The organism is Stenotrophomonas ginsengisoli, from assembly GCF_001431485.1.
GTDB classification, from domain to species: domain Bacteria; phylum Pseudomonadota; class Gammaproteobacteria; order Xanthomonadales; family Xanthomonadaceae; genus Stenotrophomonas; species Stenotrophomonas ginsengisoli.
Genome location: NZ_LDJM01000008.1, coordinates 17,525 through 35,401 on the forward strand (window position 1 = coordinate 17,525; position 17,877 = coordinate 35,401).

Consider the following 17,877-nt stretch of genomic DNA (forward strand, 5'->3'; position numbering starts at 1 on the left):
TATTCTGCTGGGCGACATATTCAGTAAAAACAATCGATTACACCAAGGTCGCACACCTCATCGGCGGTCATATGGCCGATAATCAATCCATCCCACACGATGTTGCATAGATCATGTCTGAAGCCCGCATCCACAACGCGCGCATGCGCGATCTGGTCGTCTCTGCCGAGGCTGCCGCTGCCCTGATCCAGCCGGGCGAGACCGTCGCCATGAGCGGCTTCACCGGTTCGGGCTACCCGAAGGCGGTGCCGGTGGCGCTGGCCCAGCGCATCGAAACCGCGCATTCGGCCGGCCAGGAATTCAAGATCAACCTGCTCACCGGTGCATCCACCGCGCCGGAGCTGGACGGTGCCCTGGCCAAGGCCGAAGGCCTGGCCCTGCGCATGCCGTTCCAGACCGACCCGGATGCCCGCAAGCGCATCAATGCCGGTGAGCTGGACTACATCGACATCCACCTGTCCCACGTTGCCCAGCACGTGTGGTTCGGTTTCTACGGCGACATCGACACCGCCGTGGTCGAGGTCTCCTCGATCCTGGAAGACGGCTCGCTGGTGCCTTCCACCTCGGTGGGCAACAACAAGACCTGGCTGGACCTGGCCAAGAAGGTGATCATCGAGGTCAACGACTGGCAGCCGGAAGACGTGCTGGGAATGCATGACGTGTACTACGGCACCGCCCTGCCGCCGCACCGCAAGCCGATCCCGCTGGTCAACGCCAATGACCGCATCGGCCAGACCACCCTGAAGGTGGACCCGTCCAAGATCGTGGCCGTGGTGCATACCCATGGCCCGGACCGCAACTCGCCGTTCAAGGCGATCGACAACGATTCCAAGCTGATCGCGGCCCACCTGATCGACTTCCTCAAGCACGAAGTGAGCAAGGGCCGCCTGCCGGCCAACCTGCTGCCGCTGCAGTCCGGCGTGGGCAACATCCCCAATGCCGTGCTCGCCGGCCTGGCCGAGAGCGGCTTCCGTGGCCTGACCGCCTTCACCGAGGTGATCCAGGACGGCATGCTGGACCTGCTCAAGAGCGGTGTGCTCGATTACGCCTCGTGCACCGGCTTCGCCCTGAGCCCGGAAGCCAACGAAGAGTTCAAGCACAACATCAAGTTCTACCGCGAGCGCATCATCATGCGCACCCAGGAAATCTCCAACCATCCGGAACTGGTGCGTCGCCTGGGCTGCATCGGCATGAACGGCATGATCGAGGCCGACCTGTACGGCAACGTCAACTCCACCCACGTGATGGGCAGCCGCATCATGAACGGCATCGGCGGTTCGGGCGACTTCACCCGCAACGGCTTCCTGTCCACCTTCCTGAGCCCGTCGCTGGCCAAGGGCGGCGACATCTCGGCCATCGTGCCGATGGTCAGCCACGTGGACCACACCGAGCACGACGTGTCGATCATCGTCACCGAGCAGGGTCTGGCCGACCTGCGTGGCCTGGCACCGCGCAAGCGGGCCCGCGTGGTCATCGACAACTGCGCCCACCCGGACTTCCGCGATGCACTGAACGACTACTTCGAGCGTGCGATGCGTGATGGCTACGGCCGCCACACCCCACACCTGCTGGACGAGTCGCTGTCCTGGCACCAGCGCTACATCAAGACCGGCTCGATGAAGCCGTAATTGATCACGCGCCTGCGCTGATGCAACACCACAACGCCCGGCATTGCCGGGCGTTGTGCGTTTGAACACCGATGCGCTCAGGAATCGCTGCCGCCCGGCTCGGCAGCCACGAACAGGAAGCCGGCCGGTGCCCGTTGCGGCGCGGGCAGCTCGCAGTGGTACATGTCCAGGTACAGCTGCTGCACCTTGCCGCCACAATCAACCTGATAGCCGTCGACCATGTGGTAATCCACCTCGCCGTCGGCCAGCGGCTCGCCACTCATGTACTTTTCCAACGTGGCGATGGGGAAATCCGCCAGCATTGGCGTGCGGGTACCGATGCTGCCGATGCGCCGCCAGGACAACGCACTGCCATCGGCACAGCGCAATTGCTGCAGCCAGGCGCGCTGGCCAGGTGGCTTGCAGACCGGCACCGGATTACCCTGCTGCAGCCCCCAGCTGCCGTCATCGGCCATGGCTGGTGGCACAAGGCCAGCGCCCAGCAACACCAGCCCAATGGCTGCCACCATCCTGCGTGCACCGCGCATGCCTGCTCTCCAATGTGGGTTGTGTCAGAACGCAGCACACCACAGTCATCACGCCCCTGCAAACACAGGACTGCAGGTCAAGGGCAGTAGATGCGCTTGAGGGTGGCCACCAGCTCGGCCACCGCCGGGTTGGTGATGCGGTAGTACAGGGTCTGCGCCTGGCGGCGGTAGTCGATCAGGCCGTCGCTGCGCATGCGTGACAGGTGCTGGGACAACGCTGGCGGGGTCAGCGCCACATGTTCGAGCAGTTGCCCCACGGCCAGCTCGCCGTGCTCGATCAGCAGGCACAGCACCAGCAGGCGGTTTTCGTTGCCGACCGAGCGCAGCAGGGCAGCGGCCTGGCCGGCCCCCTCACGCAGGAATTGTTGGTCGCGCGCGTCCATCACGGCAGGCTCGGGCAGGGGCTCGGAAGAGGTATCAGGCAATCTAGCATGGGCATCTGCAGCGCCAGCCAAACCGGGCAGCGGCGCATCAAACCAGGCCAGCTTGCGCGCCTTGGGCAGCTGTTTGAGCGCATGTTCGGCGCGCAACGCCGCCGCACGGCCTTGCACCTGCCGCTGGGCCAGCACCTGCAGCGGGCGGTGGGAACGGGTGTAACGGGCGCCCTTGCCGGCCAGGTGGGCGGCAAAACGGGCCTGCACATCGGTGCTGATGCCGGCGTAGTAGCTGCCGTCCTGGCACAGCAGCAGGTACACATACCAAGGGCGGGAAGCAGCGGACATCGGTGCATTATCGCCACTGCGGGCAGCCGATACATTCCGATACACCGGCCATGACCAAGGTCATGCCGGACGCCCAAGGCGGGCCTGTACCATGGGCCCACTGCCCTGCAGATCCGCATCACGCCACGCCGTTGCCCGCGCTTACGGCCAGCCGACGACACACAACTCCCTACACAGGACGCCCGGCCGCATGGCTGGACGCATACGCCCATGTCGCCACGCCCCTCGTTCCGCTCCCCCTCCCTGCTGCGCCTGCTGATGCTGGCCAGCGCCCTGGCCCTGACCACGGTTGCCTGCAGTGGCGACAAGGACGCCGGCAATGGCCCGGGCCGTGGTGGCCCTGGTGGCGGCCGTGGCGAACGGGTGGTGCCGGTACGCGTGGTGGATGCCCGCCAGCAGGACCTGACCGTGCGCATCAAGGCGCTGGGCACGGTGACCGCCCTGCACACGGTGACCGTGCGCAGCCGGGTGGAAGGCGAGCTGGTGCGCATTGCCTTTGCCGAAGGCCAGCAGGTGGCCGCCGGTGACCTGCTGGCGCAGATCGACCCGCGCCCGTACGAGGTGGCCCTGGCCCAGGCCCTGGGCACGCAGAAGCAGAACCAGGCCGAGCTGGAAAACGCCCGCAACCAGCTGCGCCGCTACGCCGAGCTGCACGAACAGAAATACGTGGCCGCCCAGGACCTGAGCAACCAGCAGTCGCTGGTGCGCCAGCTCGAGGGCCGCCTGCAGAGTGACCAGGCCGCCGTCGACGAGGCCCGCCTGCAGCTGGGCTATACCCGCATCACCGCGCCGGTGGCCGGGCGCATGGGCCTGCGTGCGGTGGACCTGGGCAACCTGGTGCGCAGCGGCGATGCCGACGGCATTGCCACCATCACCCAGACCAACCCGATCAGCGTGCTGTTCACCATCCCCGAGGCCGACATCGGCCCGGTGATCGAGGCCGTGCGCATGACCCCGGAGCTGGCCGTGGAAGCCTGGGACCGCAGCGAAAAGCAGGTCCTGGCCAACGGCAAGCTGGCCAGCGTGGACAACCGCATTGATACGGCCACCGGCACCTTGAAGCTGCGGGCGGTGTTCGACAACGCCGGTGACGCCCTGTTCCCCAACCAGTTCGTCAACATCCGCCTGGCGGTGAGCAGTGCCGATGCGGTGGTGATCCCCAATGCGGCGGTGCAGTTCGGCAGTAATGGCACCTATGTGTATGTGATCAGCGCGGACAACACCGCCAGCCTGCGCGATGTGCGCCTGGGCGCGGCCGAAGGCGAGAACGTGGCGGTGATGGCCGGCCTGGCCGCCGGGGAGCGGGTAGTGCTGGAAGGCATCGACAACCTGCGCGAAGGGGCCAAGGTGGAGGTGGTGGCCGACCCGGCCGATGCCGCCGCCGCACCGGCCAAGGACAAGGCTGACGCCACGGCCGGCGCATGAACCTGTCGCGCACCTTCATCCTGCGCCCGGTAGCGACCTCGCTGCTGATGCTGGCAATGCTGATTGCCGGCATCTTCGCCTACCGCCTGCTGCCGGTGGCCGCCCTGCCCCAGGTCGACTACCCGATCATCCAGATCACCACGCTCTACCCCGGCGCCAGCCCGACGGTGACCACCAGCGCGGTGACCGCGCCGCTGGAACGCCGCCTGGGGCAGATCCCGGGCCTGAAACAGATGAGCTCGACCAGCTCCGGCGGCGCCTCGGTCATTACCCTGCAGTTCGCTTTGGAAGTGGACCTGGGCGTGGCCGAGCAGGAAGTGCAGGCGGCCATCAATGCGGCCAACAGCTTCCTGCCCGGCGACCTGCCGATGCCGCCGGTATACCGCAAGGTCAACCCGGCCGACACCCCGATCCTGACCCTGGCCATCACCGCCGATGGCCTGAGCCTGCCGCAGGTGTATGACCTGGTCGATACGCGCATGGCCCAGCGCCTGTCGCAGCTGCCGGGCGTGGGCATGGTCAGCATTGCCGGCGGGCAACGCCCGGCGGTGCGCATTGCGGTCAACCCGCAGCAACTGGCGGCCACCGGCATCGGCATGGCCGATATCCGCCGCGCCATCACCGCCGCCAACGTCAACCTGCCCAAGGGCAGCTTCGATGGCCCGACCCGCGCGATCATGCTCGATGCCAACGACCAGATGCGTTCGGTGGATGAGTACCGCAACCTGATCCTGAGCTACCGCGATGGCGCCCCGCTGCGCCTGGGCGATGTGGCCAGCGTCGAGCAGGGCCCGGAAAACCGCCAGCTGGCGGCCTGGTCGGGCACCACCCCGGCAATCCTGCTCAACATCCAGCGCCAGCCCGGGGCCAATGTGATCGGCGTGGTGGACAGCATCCATGCCCTGCTGCCGCAGCTGCGCAGCGCGATGCCGGCCGCGGTGACGGTGAGCGTGCTCAGCGACCGCACCGAATCCATCCGTGCCTCGATCAAGGGCGTGCAGCACGAGCTGGTGCTGGCCATCGGCCTGGTGGTGCTGGTCACCTTCGTGTTCCTGCGCACCATCCCGGCCACCATCATTCCCTCCATCGCGGTGCCGCTGTCGTTGATCGGCACCTTTGCGGTGATGCTGCTGGCCGGCTATTCGCTCAACAACCTGACCCTGATGGCGCTGACCATCGCCACCGGCTTTGTGGTGGACGATGCGATCGTGATGCTGGAAAACGTCGCCCGCCACATGGAGATGGGCAAGAGCCGCCTGCAGGCGGCACTGGATGGCGCCCGCCAGATTGGTTTCACCCTGGTCTCGCTGACCGTGTCGCTGATTGCGGTGCTGATCCCGCTGCTGTTCATGGGCGATGTGGTCGGCAAGCTGTTCCACGAGTTTGCGATCACCCTGGCGGTAGCCATCGGCATCTCGCTGGTGGTGTCGCTGACCCTGACCCCGATGCTGTGCGCGCGTTTCCTCAAGGCCAACCCGCATGCCGCCGCCCATGGCGAGGGTGCGGCCCAGGGCGACATCTTCGACCGGGTGGTTGCCCGGTATGACCGTGGCCTGCACTGGGTGTTGGCCCGCCAGCCGCTGATGCTGATCGCCACCGTGGCCACCCTGGTGCTCACCGCCGTGCTGTACCTGGCCGTGCCCAAGGGCTTCTTCCCATTGCAGGATGCCGGCCTGGTGCAGGGCATCAGCGAGGCGCCGCAGTCGATCTCGTTCGAGGCGATGTCACGCCGCCAGCAGGCCCTGGCCGAAGCGGTGCTGGAAGATGCGGACGTGGCCAGCGTGTCCTCCTTCATCGGTGTGGACGGGGCCAACGCCACCCTCAATTCCGGCCGCCTGCTGATCGAGCTCAAGCCACACGGCCAGCGCGATGCCGGCGCGCAGGAAATCATTGCCCGCCTGCAGCAGCGGGTGGACCGCATCCCCGGCATCAGCCTGTACCTGCAACCGGTGCAGGAGCTGAGCATCGAGGACCGGATCAGCCGCACCCAGTACCAGTTCGCCCTGACCACCCCGGATGCCGACGCGCTGGCCCTGTGGACCGAGCGCCTGCTGGCCCACCTGCAGCAGCAACCGGCCCTGCGTGACGTGGCCAGTGACCTGGCCAACCGTGGCCTGCAGGCCTATGTGGACATCGACCGCGATGCCGCCGCGCGCCTCGGGGTGCCGGTGACCAGCATCGCCGATGCGCTGTATGACGCCTTCGGCCAGCGCCAGATCTCCACCATCTTCACCCATGCCAACCAGTACCGGGTGGTGCTCGAAGCGCACCCGGAGCAGCAGCTGGGCCCGCAGGACATCGGCCGCATCCACGTCACCACCGCCGATGGCCAGCAGACCCCGCTGGCCGGCCTGGCCCGCATCTCCACCCGCGCCACCGCGCTGCAGGTCAGCCACCTGGGCCAGTTCCCGGCGGTGACCCTGTCCTTCAACCTGGCGCAGGGCGCCTCGCTGGGCGAGGCAGTGGCGGCGATCGAGGGCGCACGCGAGGCGATCGGCATGCCGGCCAGCGTCGAGCTGCGCCTGCAGGGTGCGGCGGCGGCGTTCGAGAACTCGCTGTCCTCCACCCTGTGGCTGATCCTGGCCGCGGTGCTGGTGATGTACATCGTGCTGGGCGTGCTCTACGAGAGCTTCATCCACCCGGTGACCATCCTCTCCACCCTGCCCTCGGCCACCGTCGGTGCGCTGGCCGCGCTGCTGCTCTCCGGGCGCAGCCTGGACCTGATCGCGGTGATCGGCATCATCCTGCTGATCGGCCTGGTCAAGAAGAACGCGATCATGATGATCGACTTCGCCCTGGAGGCGCAGCGCGAACACGGCATGACGCCGCAACAGGCGATCCACCAGGCCGCCCTGCTGCGCTTCCGGCCGATCCTGATGACCACCCTGGCCGCGCTGTTTGCCGCCGTGCCGATGATGTTTGCCGCCGGCTCCGGTGCCGAGCTGCGCCAGCCGCTGGGCCTGGTGATGGTCGGCGGGCTGATCGTCAGCCAGGTGCTGACCCTGTTCACCACGCCGGTGATCTACCTGTTCTTCAACCGCTTCGTGCGTGGCAACGGCGTGGCCAGCGCCACCGCTGACAACGCCGGGGCCTGAGCATGCAGCACACCCACACCCCCGAGCCGGTGAACCTGTCGCGCACCTTCATCCTGCGCCCGGTGGCCACCTTGCTGCTGGCCATCGCGGTGGTGCTGGCCGGCATCCTGGCCTTTGTGCGCCTGCCGGTGGCACCGCTGCCGCAGGTGGATTACCCGGCCATCCAGGTCAGCGCCAGCCTGCCCGGCGCCAGCCCCGAATCGATGGCCGCCACCGTGGCCACGCCGCTGGAACGCGCCCTGGGCACGATCCCCGGGGTGACCCGGCTGACCTCCTCGTCCAACCAGGGCAATGCCCGCATCGACCTGCAGTTCTCGCTGGAGCGCAATGTCGATGAGGCCGCGCGCGAGGTGCAGGCGGCCATCAATGCCGCCCGCGCGCAGCTGCCAGCGGGCATGCCGGGCATGCCGCAGTACCGCAAGATCAATCCCTCGCAGGCACCGGTGCTGATCCTGGCGTTGAGCTCGGCCAGCCACAGCCCGGGTGAAATCTACGATGTCGCCTCCACGGTGATCGCGCAGAAGATCGCCCAGGTGCCGGGCGTGGGCCAGGTCGAGGCCGGTGGCAGCTCGCTGCCGGCGGTGCGCGTCTCGCTCAACCCCACCGCACTGAACCAGTACGGCATCGCCCTGGACGATGTGGCCGGCTCGATCCGCAATGCCAATGCGCTGCGCCCGCTCGGCCAGGTGGCCGCCGGCGAGCAGCAGTGGCAGGTGGAGGCCAGCCTGCAGCTGCGCCATGCCGCGCAGTACCAGGACCTGGTGGTGGCCATGCGCGATGGCCGCCCGGTACACCTGCGCGATGTGGCCCAGGTCAGCGACGGCACCGAAAACCGCTACGCCGCCGGCTTCCACAACAACAACGATGCGGTACTGCTGGTGGTCAGCCGGCAGCCCAGCGCCAACATCATTGCCACCGTGGATGCGATCCACGCGCAGATGGACACCCTGACCGCGCTGCTGCCCGACGGCATGCAGATGAGCGTGGTGATGGACCGCTCGCCGGTGATCCGCGCCACCCTGCGCGAGGCCGAGCTGACTCTGGTGCTGGCCGTGGCCCTGGTGGTGCTGGTGGTGCTGGCCTTCCTCGGCCACTGGCGCGCCGCACTGATCCCGACCCTGGCCATTCCGGTGTCGTTGTTCGGTGCGCTGTTCCTGATCTGGCTGTGGGGCTTCTCGCTCAACACCTTCTCGCTGATGGCCCTGATCGTGGCCGCGGTGCTGGTGGTGGATGACGCGATCGTGGTGCTGGAGAACATCGCCCGCCATATCGACGAGGGGCTCTCGCCACTCAAGGCGGCGATCACCGGGGCACGCGAGGTCGGCGCCACCCTGCTGTCGATGAACCTGGCCCTGGCGGTGGTGTTCATCTCCATCCTGTTCATGGATGACTTCGTCAAACGCCTGTTCGGCGAGTTCTCGCTGACCCTGGTGGCGGCGATGTTCGTCTCCCTGCTGGTCTCCATCAGCCTGACCCCGGCCCTGTGCGCGCGCCTGCTGCGTGCGCACGACCCGCAGCGGGTGGAAGGCCCGTGGCAGCGTCTGGGCAGCCTGGTCTTCGAGGGCCTGCGCGCGGCCTACCTGCGCAGCCTGGGCGCCTGCCTGCGCCACGTGCCGCTGATGCTGGGCGTGCTGGTGGCGGTGATCGCACTGAACGTGCTGCTGCTGGACAAGGTGCCGCGCGGCACCATCCCGCAGCAGGACAGCGGCCAGCTGCGCGGCTTCATGCGCGGCGATGACGGCCTGTCCTTCCAGGTGATGCAGCCCAAGATCGCCGCCTACCGCCAGGTGCTGATGGATGACCCGGCAGTGGCCCAGATCGGCGGTTTCATCGGCGGTGGCACCGGGGTCAACAACGGCATGGTGATGGTCCAGCTCAAGCCGCTGGACCAGCGCGATGCCAGCGCGCGCGAGGTGGTGGACCGCATCCGTGCCAGCCTGCCCAAGGTGCCCGGCGGCAACATGTGGCTGTCGGTGGACCAGGACATCCGCGTCGGCGGTGGTGGCGGCAATGACGATGGCAACTACGACCTGCAGCTGCTGGCCGCCGACATCGCGCCGCTGCGCGAATGGACCCCGCGCCTGCAGCAGGCCCTGGCCGCGCTGCCGCAGCTGGAGGACGTGGAATCCAGCGGTGACGAGGGCATGCGCCAGGTCAAGCTGGAAGTGGACCGCGAGAAAGCCAGCCAGCTCGGGGTGGACATGCGCCTGCTCTCCAGCGTGCTCAACAACTCCTTCAGCCAGCGCCAGGTGGCCACCCTGTACGACAGCCTGAACCAGTACCGGGTGGTGATGGAGCTGGACCCGCGCTACACCCAGTCGCCCACCACCCTGGAACAGGTCAACACGATTGCCGCCGATGGCAGCCGGGTGCCGCTGAGCAGCTTTGCGCACTGGGATTACGGTATGGCCCCGGACCGCATCCAGCACCGTGAGCAGTTCCTGTCCACGCGCATTTCCTTTGCCCTGGCCAGTGGGGTGACCCTGGGTGAAGCCAGTGCGGCGATCGAACGCGCCGTGGCCGAGGTGATGCTGCCCAGCAGCGTGCAGGCCAAGCTGGGCGAGGAAGCCGGCAGCGTCAATGAAATGCGCCAGCGCCAACTGTGGCTGGTGCTCGGCGCCGCCCTGGCGGTGTATCTGGTGCTGGGCGTGCTGTATGAAAGCAGCGTGCTGCCGCTGGCCATCCTGTCCACCCTGCCCTCGGCCGGTGTGGGTGCGCTGCTGGCCCTGCTGCTGTTCGGCAACGAGCTCAACCTGATCTCCCTGCTGGGGCTGTTCCTGCTGGTAGGCGTTGTAATGAAGAACACCATCTTGATGGTGGACTTTGCCATCGCCGCACAACGCGAGCAGGGCCTGGACCCGCAGGCAGCAATGCTCGAATCGGCACGCCTGCGCTTCCGTCCGATCCTGATGACCAGCGTGGCCGCCCTGCTCGGCACCCTGCCGCTGATGCTGGCCACCGGAGAAGGCTGGGAAATGCGCCAGCCGCTGGGCATTGCCATCGTCGGCGGCCTGCTGGTCAGCCAGTGGCTGACCCTGTACACCACCCCGGCGATCTACCTGGCCCTTGCCCGCCTGCGCGCCCGCTTCGTGCGCACGCCGGCAGCATCGGTGGCGCAGGACTGAGTTGCTTGCCGGCAGCGCGGAAAACAACAACGGGGCGGTGCGCTGATGCGCATCGCCCCGTTTCTCAGTGTCTGTTATTTGAAAAGTCTGGCAATGAAGCGAAACAGCTTCGCACCTTCCGATTCCCAGCCCGCAGCTCGTTTGACACGGCGCTTGGCATTCTTGGGAGCATTCAAAACGCCTGTGACCTTGTAGATACCGAGATCACGCTTCAGTTTTTTCTTCGCGGCTGTAAGCCCGAGAGCTGTTTTGAGGCTTGGCTTTCGATACCTGATACGCACTGATCACTCCCCAGAAACGTCCAATTTCTGGATTATGCAGCCTCCTGCTTGGCACGACGCGCACGCACGGCCTGGGCCAGCACCTCCAGCACGGCCACCGAATCGTCCCAGCCGATGCAGCCATCGGTGATGGACTGGCCGTAGGCCAGCGGCTGGCCTTCGACCAGATCCTGGCGCCCGGCGACCAGATGGCTTTCCACCATCACGCCGACGATGCGCTGCTCACCGCCGGCAATCTGCCCGGCGATATCGGCCACCACCGCCGGCTGGTTTTCCGGTTTCTTGCTGCTGTTGGCGTGGCTGGCATCGATCATCAGGCGCGCCGCGATACCGGCCTTGTCCAGCACCGCGCTGGTGGCCTGGACGCTGGCGGCATCGAAGTTGGGGGCCTTGCCGCCGCGCAGAATCACATGGCAATCCGGGTTGCCGGCGGTGGAGACGATGGCGGTGCCGCCCTCCTTGGTCACCGACAGGAAGTGGTGCGGGTGCGAGGCCGCGCCCACCGCATCGGCGGCGATCTTGATGTCGCCACCGGTACCGTTCTTGAAGCCCACCGGGCACGACAGCCCCGAGGCCAGCTCGCGGTGCACCTGGCTTTCGGTGGTGCGCGCACCGATCGCGCCCCAGGCGACCAGGTCGGCGATGTACTGCGGGCTGATCACATCCAGGAACTCGACCCCGGCCGGCAGGCCCATCGCGTTGATGTCACGCAGCAGGCCGCGGGCAATGCGCAGGCCCTTGTTGATGTTGAAGCTGCCGTCCAGGTCCGGGTCGTTGATCAGGCCCTTCCAGCCCACCGTGGTGCGCGGCTTTTCGAAGTACACGCGCATGATGATTTCCAGCGCATCACCGTAGGCATCGCGCAGCGGGCGCAGGCGCCGGGCGTATTCCATGGCGGCGACGGTATCGTGGATGGAGCACGGGCCGATCACCACGGCCAGGCGGTCATCGCTGCCGTGCAGGATGCGGTGCAGCGCGGTACGCGCATCGCTGACCGTCTGCGAGACCGGCTCGTCACAGGGCAGCAGGGAAATCAGGTGGGCCGGCGGGGTCAACGGTTCGAGCTTGTTGATGCGCAGGTCGTCGGTATGCGGGGGCATGCAAAACTCCAGTCAAAGCGTGTTCGTGGTGGTGTGAGGCCCCGGCAGCGGCGGCATCAAAAAGGCCGCCAGCTTTCGCTGGCGGCCTTCGGGTATGCGTCTGAGGTGTTCTTCAGGGTGAGCGCAAACCTTCCTCCGCCAGTGGCTTCGGAAACCAGTACCAAAAGTAAAAGTTGGCGTGGGCTGCGTTCATGGCCAACAGTGATACCACGGCAATTGCCCGCATGCGACTGTTTCAGATGCAACGCGTTGCCGATGCCGGCCACTGCCGACCGGCATCGTCCTGTTCATCTCAGAAACGCCAGACCAGGCCGGCACCGATCACCGGGTACAGCGACAGATCGACTTCTTCTTCCAGCGAACGCCGCTCCGCTTCCAGGTCGGCAGCCAGGCGCGGATCGGCCAGCATGCCGGTCGCGGCCAGGGCAACGCTGGTCTTGGCCGCGATCACGCCGATCTGCGCATAGCCGCCCAGGCCCTTGCGCTGCGAACGCCAGCCGATGCCCGCATACGGGGCCACGTTGTCCTTGATCACCACCTCGCCGCGCAGCTGGCCAACCTCGGCCGCAGTGTAGGTCTGCCCATTGAAGGTGTAGCTGCTGCCGGCCACCGGGGTACCGGTGACCACGGCCTGCAGGTCACCGGCGACCAGACCGGCGCTGAGGTGGAAGCTGCCGGCAAACGGGTGCCAGTTCAGTGCCAGGGTGGCGTTGTCCGAGGACAGCTCGCCGCGGTAGGCCACATCATCGGTGTCCACATCGCCATCGACGCTGAAGGTGCTCCAGCTGGCGGTGGCCGACAAACGCGGCGACAGGCGCAGGTTGCCATCCATCCCGTAGCCCAGCGTGGTCACACCAGCGCCCAGGCTGTAACGGCCATCAGCGGCCTGTGCGGTGGATACGCTGGCAACGGCCAGCAACAAGGTGGCCAGGGTCTTCAAATGCATTGCGTGGGTTCATCCGGGTCAAACGGGCCGTTTGCCCGCCCCACCGTATCGGCAGGCAGGAGCGAAGATTGACCCACAATCGCCGCTGCGGCTGGCATGCTGTGGCCGCCTCTGCTGACCGGTTTTTCCGCATGACTGCCCCTGATTCCCTGCTCATCGCCTGCGCCCACTGCCATGCACGCAACCGCGTGCCATTGACCCGGCTGGAACAGCAACCGCGCTGCGGCCGTTGCCAGCAGGCCGTGTTCAACGGCAAGCCGGTGGCACTGGATGCGGCCAGCTTCGACAACCATCTGCACAGCGACCTGCCCTTGCTGGTGGATTTCTGGGCCAGCTGGTGCGGCCCGTGCCGGCAGATGGCGCCGCAGTTTGAAGCCGCCGCGCAGCGCATGGAGCCGCAGGTGCGGTTGGCCAAGGTGGATACCGAAGCGGCGCAGGTGCTGGCCCAACGCTATGCCATCCGCTCGATTCCCACCCTGGTGCTGTTCCAGCATGGCCGCGAGATCGCCCGCCACTCCGGGGCGATGCCGCTCAGCGCGATCGTGCAGTGGACCGCGCAGTCACTGGACCAGGCCCCGCAATGATCCAGGCCTGACCTGGCCAGGGGCTGTCAGCGCGTGGCCTGCGCGCTGAGCTCCCAGCCGTCCTGGCTGGCCTGCAACTGCAGCTGGCTCACCTGTACCCCCGTCTGTTGCAGCTGCTGCAGCCAGTGCAGCAGCAACGGCGCCTCGGCGGCGCTGGCCTGCAGCTGCCATTGCCCGGCGGCATCGGCCTGCGGCACCTGCAATTGCACGCCCTGCTGCAGTGCCAGGGCGGTGGCCAGCTCGGGCAGGGTGCGCTCTCCCATCTGGCTGGCCGCCACGCGCCCGGCCACCAATGCCGGGGCATGCTCGCGCAGATGCTGGTACAGCGCGCGTGCGGCATCGGAATCGGCACGCTGGCGATCACGCCACTGCAGCGCCGGCGCCCACACCCACTGCCACAAGGCCGCCGCCAGCAAGGCCAGGCCCAGCACCAGCAGGGCCCGTTGCTCGCGTGGCTGGCGCGCCTGCCAGGCCGCCTTGATCGATGCCATTGCCTGACTCATTGCGCCGCCTCCACCTGCAGTGGCCAACCACTGGCCGATACCCCGGCACGCAGGCCGGCCTGTTCCAGCTGCGCGGCGATTTCCTGCGCATTGCCGTCAAAACCCGCTTCCGGGGTGAGCAACAACTGGCCCTGGGCGCTGTGGTATTGCAGCGTCTGCACGGGCAGGCTGAGCTGGCCATCAATGCGTTGCAGCAGCGCAATCACATCGCTGCTGGCCATCTGCGCGGCACGCAGGCTGTCGAACTGCTGGCGCAGATCCACCACCCGCTGCTCACCAAACACGCTTTCAAACAGGGCCAGGTTGGCCTGCTCGTACATCTGTGCCTGCTTGCCGTACAGCGCGCCCTGCACCAGCACGCTGCCCAGCTGCAGCAGCATGGCCGCCGCCAGTGCATAGCCCAGCGCACGCCAGCGCAGGCCGCCCCCCGGGCTGCGCAGCGCAAATGGGCCCTGGGCCAGATCAACCCGGTCAGCGCCGCCGGCCAGCAGCAAGGGCAACAACGGCTCGGTCAATGCCGGAGGCAAGGCATCGTCGGCCGGCTCCAAGGCCGGCTCCCGGGCCGGGCTGCCCAGCCACTGCACCGGCTCCACCAGCCCGGCCTGCACCTGTGGCCACTGTGCCGGGGCGAAGGCCATGCGCAGGCCCTGATCATCGGCCAGCAGGCAGCGCCCGGGCAGATGCATCCCGCGCAGACCCTGCCCCGGCAGCAGATCGGCATCGACATGGATGGCCCGGATCACCAGCCCGGCAGCCGCCAGCTGGCTGCACCAGCCGGCCAGCAGGGCGCGGTCGATGGCCGCCACCAACCAGCGGCCATCGGCCAGGGGCTGGCCGGCAGCCAGATGCACACTCTCCAGCGCCTGCCCCAGATGCGGCTCCACCGCAAAGGCCAGCGCCTGCTGCTGCAGGCCACGACGGGCACGCGGCAGACGCGGGGCATGGAAGGACACCTGCTCCTGAGCCAGCACCAGCACGGCGGGGCGGCTGCCCAGGTGGCTCAGCGCGGCGGCCAGGCTCAGGGTATGGCAGCCCCCTGCATCCAGACACTGCACCACCAGCTCATCGGGCAGCTGGGCCGGGATATCCGGGGGCAACCACAAGGCCACCGGTGACGTTTCTCGTTTCATTGGATTTCCTCGATCGCCATCACTGGCCGCAACTGCCGGCTGCTTACCCGCCAACGCCCGGCATCATGGACAACGATGCTGGACAGCTGCAGGGCGCCATCGGCCCAACGCACACGGCTGTGTATCTCGAATGCCTGCCCGGCCACCTGCAGGCCATCGGCAGCAACGCGGTAACGCGCCAGCAGCGGCTGGGCCACAAACGCATCGACACTGCGGTGTCCCCTGGCCGGCCGCGCCTGCAACAGCTGCTGGCCACCGGACGCGCCCAGGCCATCGGCCAGGCTGGCCAGCACCACGGCCGGCGCCTGGTTCACATTCAGCCCGACCGCCGCCGGCAGGGTGCTGACAAACGGCTGCAGGCGGGCATAGGCGGATGCATCGATCCCCGGCAAGGCACGCAGCTCGCTCACATCGGCCAGCGGGCCAGATGCGGGCAGACGCGGCTGCCTGGGCCCTTGCGCCGGCAGCGCAGCGGGATCGAGCCGGGCCACGATCACCCAGGCCAGCTCCGGGGCCAGGTCCAGCATTTGCAGCAGCCGCTGCAAGCGCGCCAACCCGGCCGCATCGACCTGGCCCGGAGCACTGATCAAGGCATTGAGGTTGAGCCGGGCCGACAGGTCATCGACCGCGATTTCCAGGCGCATCGGCCCCTGCACGAGCTGCCCGGACAGGCCGGCAGCCGCCGGCCCGGAAGTGGCCTGCATGGCCTGCGCCGCGAGGGCATGCAGCGCCCGCGCCTCGCCTTCCAGGGCCAATTGCCAGGCCTGGCGGTGCTCGCGCTGCTGCACCTGGGACTGGATCTGCCGCTGCTGGCTGCTGATCAGGGCCATGCACACGGCCACGGCCACGGCCAGGATCAGCAGCACCATCACCAGGGCCATGCCGCCCTGCCGCTGCCGGCTCATCGCGGCACCCCGGTGCCGCCGTCAGGCAGGCGCAACACCCGCCGCAGCACGCCATGGCGTGGGTGGCTGAACTGCACTTCCACCGCCCGTGGCAAAGGCGCCTGGCTGCCCGCCGGCCAGGCCGGCAACCAGTTGCCGCGTGCGTCCAGATAGCGCCACTGCACCTGGCTGGCGCCATCGAGCATGCGCTGCGGATACAGCACGTCCTGCTCGGCGCGGTCCAGCACCATCCACACCCCACGCTGCAGGCCATCGGCATCGGCCCACCAGCGCACCCGCTGCAGGTTCGAACGCGCTTGCTGCAAGGGGTTGTCCCAGCCGGCCCGGGTGAACTGCAGGCCATTGCCATCGGCGAGGCTGTGCAGGGCCGGCTCGGCGCTGCCATCGGCCAGCTGCAACGGGCGCACGATGGCCTGCTCCAGGTCGCTCTCCAGCAGGGCCATGGCGCGGGCAAGCTGCTGCAGCTGCTGCGCATGGGCCTGGCCTTGGCGGCGCACATCCACTGCGGTGCTGAGCAGGCGCTGGCCGGCCAGGGCCAGCAGGGCAAACATCGCCAGCGCCACCAGCAGCTCGATCAGGGTCATCCCCTGCTGTGGCTTCATGGCGCCACCACCACGCCGGAGCGGCTTTGCAGCGGCTCGGTGCTGCCGGCCAGGCCGACCTGCACGGTGACCGGATGGATGCCAGCGGCCGCATCGGCGGCCTGGCCGACCTCGCACCGCAACCACCAGTGCAGGCCACCGTAGTGCACGCTCTGGGCCTGGCCATCACTGACCGGGACCTGCCCGGCGAGCTGCATTTCGCTCAGGGTGTTGTCGGCCAGCCAGCCGGCCAGCAGCTGCTGCTCCATGCGCACCGCGTTGTGCTGGTAGCGCTGCACGCTGGCATAGACCATGGTCGCCACACTGGTGAGCACCAGCAGGGCCACCAGCACTTCGATCAAGGTGAAGCCCGCCACTGCAGGGCGGCTCACGGCGCCGGCTCCAGCAGCGGCTGGTTGAAACCATCCCCGTGCAGCAGCCAGCCCGCCTGCCCGCCATCGCGCGGACGCAGCTGCAGGCGGAACGGGGTGGTCTGGCCATCGGCGGCGACCACCAGTTGCGGTGCCGGGCCACCATCGGCAGCCTGGACTGCGGCGGCCAGCTCGGTGGCCGTGTGCAGCTGCCACTGCCAGCCATCGGGCAACAGCACCGGCTCATGTCCGGGCAGGACGTGCCAGCGTGGCGGCTGTCCGCGCAGCTGCATGACCTGGTAGCTGTCGGCCTGGATACGCAGCCCGTGCCAATGGCGCTGGCGCTGGGTCTGCTCGCCGAGCAACGGGATCAACAGGGCCAGGTCACTGGCCTGCCCCTGCGCCTGGCGGGCCTGGCCGGCACCGGCCAGGCCCACTGCGGCCAGGGCGATGGCCAGCACGGCAATCACCACCAGCAGTTCGAGCAGGGTAAATCCACGGGCGCGCGGCATGGTCAGGGCTGGCGGCTGTCCAGATCCGCATCGGTGCCCTCCCCGCCCTGGCGGCCATCGGCGCCCAGGCTGTACAGCTGGTACGGCGCTCCCGCCGCCGGGGACAGGTACAGGTAGGGCCGGCCCCACGGATCCAACGGCAGGCTGCGCAGATAGCCTTCCCGGTTCCAGTTCGGTGCACCCTGCGCCGGGCGTGTCACCAGCGCCTCCAGCCCCTGCTGGGTGTCGGGATATACATGGTTGTCCAGCCGGTACATTTCCAGCGCCGAGGCCACGGCCTTGAGGTCACCACGGGCCACGGTGACCTTGGCCTGGTCCGGGCGGCCCATCACCTGCGGCACCACCAGCGCGCCGAGGATGCCGATGATCACCACCACCACCATCACCTCGATCAGGGTGAAGCCCGTTTGTTGTCGCGTCTGCATCATTGTTGCGTTCCTCA

General features: G+C 67.9%; 17 protein-coding genes and 1 pseudogene. 5 read left to right on the forward strand and 13 right to left on the reverse strand.

The window, feature by feature from the left end; translation table 11 throughout:
* Positions 1-113 precede the first annotated feature (113 nt).
* Positions 114-1,628, forward strand: coding sequence for a succinyl-CoA:acetate CoA-transferase ScpC (gene scpC / locus ABB30_RS02990; protein ID WP_057636828.1), 1,515 nt, complete (start codon positions 114-116; stop codon positions 1,626-1,628).
* 77 nt (positions 1,629-1,705) lie between these two features.
* Here the strand turns inward: scpC and ABB30_RS02995 are convergent, their stop codons facing one another.
* The 3 genes and pseudogenes from ABB30_RS02995 to ABB30_RS16085 form a co-directional block, all read right to left on the reverse strand.
* Complete coding sequence (locus ABB30_RS02995) at positions 1,706-2,137, reverse strand: hypothetical protein (protein WP_057636829.1); 432 nt, start codon at positions 2,135-2,137, stop codon at positions 1,706-1,708.
* 95 nt (positions 2,138-2,232) lie between these two features.
* The gene (locus ABB30_RS16080; protein WP_057636879.1) at positions 2,233-2,538 is read right to left on the reverse strand and encodes an ArsR/SmtB family transcription factor; all 306 of its coding nucleotides are present in this window, start codon (positions 2,536-2,538) and stop codon (positions 2,233-2,235) included.
* A gap of 15 nt (positions 2,539-2,553) precedes the next feature.
* Positions 2,554-2,877, reverse strand: a pseudogene (locus ABB30_RS16085) (GIY-YIG nuclease family protein); the annotation flags it as partial.
* 210 nt (positions 2,878-3,087) lie between these two features.
* Here ABB30_RS16085 and ABB30_RS03005 point away from each other — a divergent pair.
* Genes ABB30_RS03005 through ABB30_RS03015 form a run of 3 tightly spaced genes read left to right on the forward strand, consistent with a single transcriptional unit; the run spans position 3,088 to position 10,522 of the window.
* Complete coding sequence (locus tag ABB30_RS03005) at positions 3,088-4,302, forward strand: MdtA/MuxA family multidrug efflux RND transporter periplasmic adaptor subunit (RefSeq protein WP_057636830.1); 1,215 nt, start codon at positions 3,088-3,090, stop codon at positions 4,300-4,302.
* A complete protein-coding gene (locus tag ABB30_RS03010) occupies positions 4,299-7,397 on the forward strand; it encodes a multidrug efflux RND transporter permease subunit (protein WP_057636831.1) in 3,099 nt (1,032 codons plus the stop codon). The genes ABB30_RS03005 and ABB30_RS03010 overlap by 4 nt, the downstream gene beginning before the upstream one ends.
* Before the next feature lie 2 nt (positions 7,398-7,399).
* Positions 7,400-10,522 (forward strand): efflux RND transporter permease subunit, encoded by a 3,123-nt coding sequence (locus tag ABB30_RS03015; protein ID WP_152980523.1) that lies wholly within the window; start codon positions 7,400-7,402, stop codon positions 10,520-10,522.
* Between the two features lie 74 nt (positions 10,523-10,596).
* On the opposite strand, the gene ABB30_RS16455 is transcribed toward ABB30_RS03015, so the two are convergent.
* The 3 genes from ABB30_RS16455 to ABB30_RS03025 all read right to left on the reverse strand — a co-directional run bounded on the left by ABB30_RS16455 (position 10,597) and on the right by ABB30_RS03025 (position 12,849).
* Positions 10,597-10,803 carry a hypothetical protein gene (locus tag ABB30_RS16455; protein WP_161808818.1) on the reverse strand — a complete coding sequence of 69 codons (207 nt, stop codon included), beginning with the start codon at positions 10,801-10,803 and terminating at the stop codon, positions 10,597-10,599.
* Positions 10,804-10,835: 32 nt separating this feature from the next.
* Positions 10,836-11,903: a 3-deoxy-7-phosphoheptulonate synthase gene (locus tag ABB30_RS03020; RefSeq protein ID WP_057636832.1), complete on the reverse strand. Its 1,068-nt coding sequence runs from the start codon at positions 11,901-11,903 to the stop codon at positions 10,836-10,838.
* A gap of 292 nt (positions 11,904-12,195) precedes the next feature.
* On the reverse strand, positions 12,196-12,849 hold the full coding sequence (locus ABB30_RS03025) for a hypothetical protein (protein WP_152980524.1): 654 nt from the start codon (positions 12,847-12,849) through the stop codon (positions 12,196-12,198).
* A gap of 131 nt (positions 12,850-12,980) precedes the next feature.
* On the opposite strand from ABB30_RS03025, the gene trxC reads away from it, so the two are divergent.
* A complete protein-coding gene (gene trxC / locus ABB30_RS03030; RefSeq protein ID WP_057636834.1) occupies positions 12,981-13,433 on the forward strand; it encodes a thioredoxin TrxC in 453 nt (150 codons plus the stop codon).
* Positions 13,434-13,459: 26 nt separating this feature from the next.
* On the opposite strand, the gene gspM is transcribed toward trxC, so the two are convergent.
* From gspM to gspG, 7 genes are read right to left on the reverse strand one after another with little or no spacing between them, the layout of a single operon-like run.
* Positions 13,460-13,924, reverse strand: coding sequence for a type II secretion system protein GspM (gspM, locus tag ABB30_RS03035; RefSeq protein ID WP_057636835.1), 465 nt, complete (start codon positions 13,922-13,924; stop codon positions 13,460-13,462).
* A gap of 8 nt (positions 13,925-13,932) precedes the next feature.
* A complete protein-coding gene (gene gspL, locus ABB30_RS03040) occupies positions 13,933-15,066 on the reverse strand; it encodes a type II secretion system protein GspL (protein ID WP_083489648.1) in 1,134 nt (377 codons plus the stop codon).
* Positions 15,063-15,971 carry a type II secretion system minor pseudopilin GspK gene (gene gspK, locus ABB30_RS03045; RefSeq protein ID WP_057636837.1) on the reverse strand — a complete coding sequence of 303 codons (909 nt, stop codon included), beginning with the start codon at positions 15,969-15,971 and terminating at the stop codon, positions 15,063-15,065. The genes gspL and gspK overlap by 4 nt, the downstream gene beginning before the upstream one ends.
* Positions 15,968-16,573, reverse strand: coding sequence for a type II secretion system minor pseudopilin GspJ (gene gspJ, locus ABB30_RS03050; protein WP_057636838.1), 606 nt, complete (start codon positions 16,571-16,573; stop codon positions 15,968-15,970). The genes gspK and gspJ overlap by 4 nt, the downstream gene beginning before the upstream one ends.
* The gene (gspI, locus tag ABB30_RS15610) at positions 16,570-16,944 is read right to left on the reverse strand and encodes a type II secretion system minor pseudopilin GspI (RefSeq protein WP_161808819.1); all 375 of its coding nucleotides are present in this window, start codon (positions 16,942-16,944) and stop codon (positions 16,570-16,572) included. The genes gspJ and gspI overlap by 4 nt, the downstream gene beginning before the upstream one ends.
* Positions 16,941-17,435: a prepilin-type N-terminal cleavage/methylation domain-containing protein gene (locus ABB30_RS03060; RefSeq protein WP_057636840.1), complete on the reverse strand. Its 495-nt coding sequence runs from the start codon at positions 17,433-17,435 to the stop codon at positions 16,941-16,943. Before ABB30_RS03060 ends, gspI begins: the two co-directional genes overlap by 4 nt.
* Positions 17,436-17,437: 2 nt before the next feature.
* The gene (gene gspG / locus ABB30_RS03065) at positions 17,438-17,863 is read right to left on the reverse strand and encodes a type II secretion system major pseudopilin GspG (protein ID WP_245626403.1); all 426 of its coding nucleotides are present in this window, start codon (positions 17,861-17,863) and stop codon (positions 17,438-17,440) included.
* Positions 17,864-17,877 lie beyond the last annotated feature (14 nt).

Excerpts from the sequence above, each read along its gene's own strand:
- scpC (WP_057636828.1), top strand. The coding sequence starts at position 114 with ATGTCTGAAGCCCGCATCCACAACGCGCGCATGCGCGATCTGGTCGTC.
- ABB30_RS02995 (WP_057636829.1), bottom strand. The coding sequence starts at position 2,137 with ATGGTGGCAGCCATTGGGCTGGTGTTGCTGGGCGCTGGCCTTGTGCCA.
- ABB30_RS16080 (WP_057636879.1), bottom strand. The coding sequence starts at position 2,538 with ATGGACGCGCGCGACCAACAATTCCTGCGTGAGGGGGCCGGCCAGGCC.
- ABB30_RS03005 (WP_057636830.1), top strand. The coding sequence starts at position 3,088 with ATGTCGCCACGCCCCTCGTTCCGCTCCCCCTCCCTGCTGCGCCTGCTG.
- ABB30_RS03010 (WP_057636831.1), top strand. The coding sequence starts at position 4,299 with ATGAACCTGTCGCGCACCTTCATCCTGCGCCCGGTAGCGACCTCGCTG.
- ABB30_RS03015 (WP_152980523.1), top strand. The coding sequence starts at position 7,400 with ATGCAGCACACCCACACCCCCGAGCCGGTGAACCTGTCGCGCACCTTC.
- ABB30_RS03020 (WP_057636832.1), bottom strand. The coding sequence starts at position 11,903 with ATGCCCCCGCATACCGACGACCTGCGCATCAACAAGCTCGAACCGTTG.
- ABB30_RS03025 (WP_152980524.1), bottom strand. The coding sequence starts at position 12,849 with ATGCATTTGAAGACCCTGGCCACCTTGTTGCTGGCCGTTGCCAGCGTA.
- trxC (WP_057636834.1), top strand. The coding sequence starts at position 12,981 with ATGACTGCCCCTGATTCCCTGCTCATCGCCTGCGCCCACTGCCATGCA.
- gspM (WP_057636835.1), bottom strand. The coding sequence starts at position 13,924 with ATGGCATCGATCAAGGCGGCCTGGCAGGCGCGCCAGCCACGCGAGCAA.
- gspL (WP_083489648.1), bottom strand. The coding sequence starts at position 15,066 with ATGAAACGAGAAACGTCACCGGTGGCCTTGTGGTTGCCCCCGGATATC.
- gspK (WP_057636837.1), bottom strand. The coding sequence starts at position 15,971 with ATGAGCCGGCAGCGGCAGGGCGGCATGGCCCTGGTGATGGTGCTGCTG.
- gspJ (WP_057636838.1), bottom strand. The coding sequence starts at position 16,573 with ATGAAGCCACAGCAGGGGATGACCCTGATCGAGCTGCTGGTGGCGCTG.
- ABB30_RS03060 (WP_057636840.1), bottom strand. The coding sequence starts at position 17,435 with ATGCCGCGCGCCCGTGGATTTACCCTGCTCGAACTGCTGGTGGTGATT.
- gspG (WP_245626403.1), bottom strand. The coding sequence starts at position 17,863 with ATGATGCAGACGCGACAACAAACGGGCTTCACCCTGATCGAGGTGATG.